We start from the raw sequence: 2,579 nt of genomic DNA on the forward strand, positions 1-2,579 counted from the left end.
GCGCCGAGTCAGACAGGTAATGCCAGCCATGATCTGAGCATCACCCCGATCACTGGCACCCCTGACACCAACGCAGCACCTACCGTCGAGTTCACACCCGGCGCGTTCGTGGAAGGCGGCGCTGCCGTCAGCCTGATCAAGACCATTTCTATCGCTGACAGCGACGCACCGGGTGGCGCGACGCCGCAGATCGGCAAAGTCGTCATCACCGTAAGCAACGTTCAGGCCGGTGACAATTTCGGCACCACGCTGAGCGAGGCCCAGATCAAGGACCTCGGCATTGGCTACACCGCCGTTCCGGACGGCGCAGGCAAACTGGTCATCACCCTGACCGGCCTGTCAGGTGATGTTTCGATTGCCAATTACGAGACGGCGATCAAGTCGATCACGTTCACCGAAAGCGGTACTGACGCGTCTCACCTGACTCGCGGCATCGACATCACCGTGACTGACATCAGTCAGAACAGCGCGCCGAGTCAGACAGGTAATGCCAGCCATGATCTGGACATCACCCCTTCGGCGCCTGCTACCAACGTAGCGCCGACTGTCACGTTCGACGGCGCCGAGTTCAAAGAAGGCGGTCCGGAAGTCCCGTTGATCAAAGGCCTGGTCATTGCCGACCCGGACGGTGCTGTCGACGGCGCTGGGGCCAAGCACCTGAGCGCTGCAACCATCACCCTGACCAACATGCAGGCGGGCGATCAGCTCAAGTCGACCTATGACGATGGCAGCGGCAAGGCCCTGGGCATCAACTATTCGGTCGCCAACGACAACAAAGGCACCATCACCATTTCCTTGAGCGGCGATGCGTCCATTGCCGATTACGAAAAACTGATCAACTCGATCCAGTTCTCCGAAACGAGTAACGATTCGAGCCTGCCTGCGCGCGGCATCACCATTTCGGTCACCGACATTGGCGCTGCGGGCACGACGAACCTTTCCGGCGACCACAGCAGCACGGTCACCGTGGTTACTAACGATGCGCCGGAAATCAAGGTCACCGCTAATAGCCTGGATGAAGGCAAGGCTGACGCGTCGACTGTCGCCGGTACGCTGGATTACAGCGATAAGGAGACTTCGCACGACAAGCTGGTCGTTACCCTGTCGCCTGAAAGCGCCAAGTACTACACCGTTAGCGGCAACGATGTGCTGCTGACCGCAGCCGGTATCGCCGCAGTCAATGCGGGCACCAAGCTGCCTGCTATCGAAGTTACTGTTTCGGATGGTCTGAAGTCGGCGAGCGGTAACGCCACTCCGACCGTTGTTACTAACGACGCGCCGGAAATCAAGGTCACCGCGAACGACCTGGCCGAAGGCAAAGCTGATGCGACGACTGTCGCCGGTAAATTGGATTACAGCGATAAGGAAACCGCTCACGATCAACTGACCGTGACGCTGTCCGACGCGAGCAAAACCTACTACATCATCAGTGGCAACGACGTGTTGCTGACCGCAGCCGGTATCGCCGCTGTTAATGCGGGCACGAAGCTGCCAGCTATCGAAGTTACTGTTTCGGATGGTCTGAAGTCGGCGACCGGTAACGCCACTCCGACTGTGGTCACCAACGACGCGCCGGAAATCAAGGTCACCGCGAACGACCTGGCGGAAGGCAAGGCCGATGCGACTACCGTCGCCGGTAAGCTGGACTACAGCGACAAGGAAACTGCGCACGACAAGCTGACTGTTTCCCTGTCGCCTGAAAGCGCCAAGTACTACACCGTTAGCGGCAACGATGTGCTGCTGACCGCAGCCGGTATCGCCGCAGTCAATGCGGGCACCAAGCTGCCTGCTATCGAAGTTACTGTTTCGGATGGTCTGAAGTCGGCGAGCGGTAACGCCACTCCGACCGTTGTTACTAACGACGCGCCGGAAATCAAGGTCACCGCAAACGATCTGGCCGAAGGCAAGGCCGATGCGACTACCGTCGCTGGCAAGCTGGACTACAGCGATAAAGAAACCGCTCACGACAAGCTGACTGTTTCCCTATCGCCTGAAAGTGCCAAGTACTACACCATCAGCGGCAACGATGTCCTGCTGACCGCAGCCGGTATCGCCGCAGTCAATGCTGGCACCAAGCTGCCTGCCATTGAAGCCACCGTCAGCGACGGCCTGAAATCGGCGACCGGTAACGCCACTCCGACCGTGGTCACCAATGACGCACCTGAAATCAAGGTCACCGCGAACGACCTGGCCGAGGGTAAAGCCGACGCAACCACCGTCGCTGGCAAGCTGGACTACAGCGACAAGGAAACCGCTCACGACAAGCTGACTGTTTCCCTGTCGACCGAAAGTGCCAAGTACTACACCATCAGTGGCAACGACGTGCTGCTAACACAGACCGGTATCGACGCTGTTAACGCGGGCACCAAGCTGCCAGCCATTGAAGTCACCGTCAGCGACGGCCTGAAGTCCGCGACCGGTAACGCCACTCCGACTGTGGTCACCAATGACGCACCTGAAATCAAGGTCACTGCAAACGACCTGGCCGAAGGCAAAGCTGATGCGACGACTGTCGCCGGTAAGCTGGATTACAGCGACAAGGAAACGGCTCACGATCAACTGACCGTAACCCTGTCCGA

General features: G+C 58.9%; 1 protein-coding gene. It reads left to right on the top strand.

Annotated features, from left to right (window positions below):
- On the top strand, positions 1–2,579 hold a 2,579-nt coding region (locus ACIQAL_RS31540; protein WP_401152583.1), incomplete at both ends, for a hypothetical protein.

This window comes from Pseudomonas sp. NPDC088368 (assembly GCF_044753445.1).
GTDB lineage: Bacteria > Pseudomonadota > Gammaproteobacteria > Pseudomonadales > Pseudomonadaceae > Aquipseudomonas > Aquipseudomonas bambusae.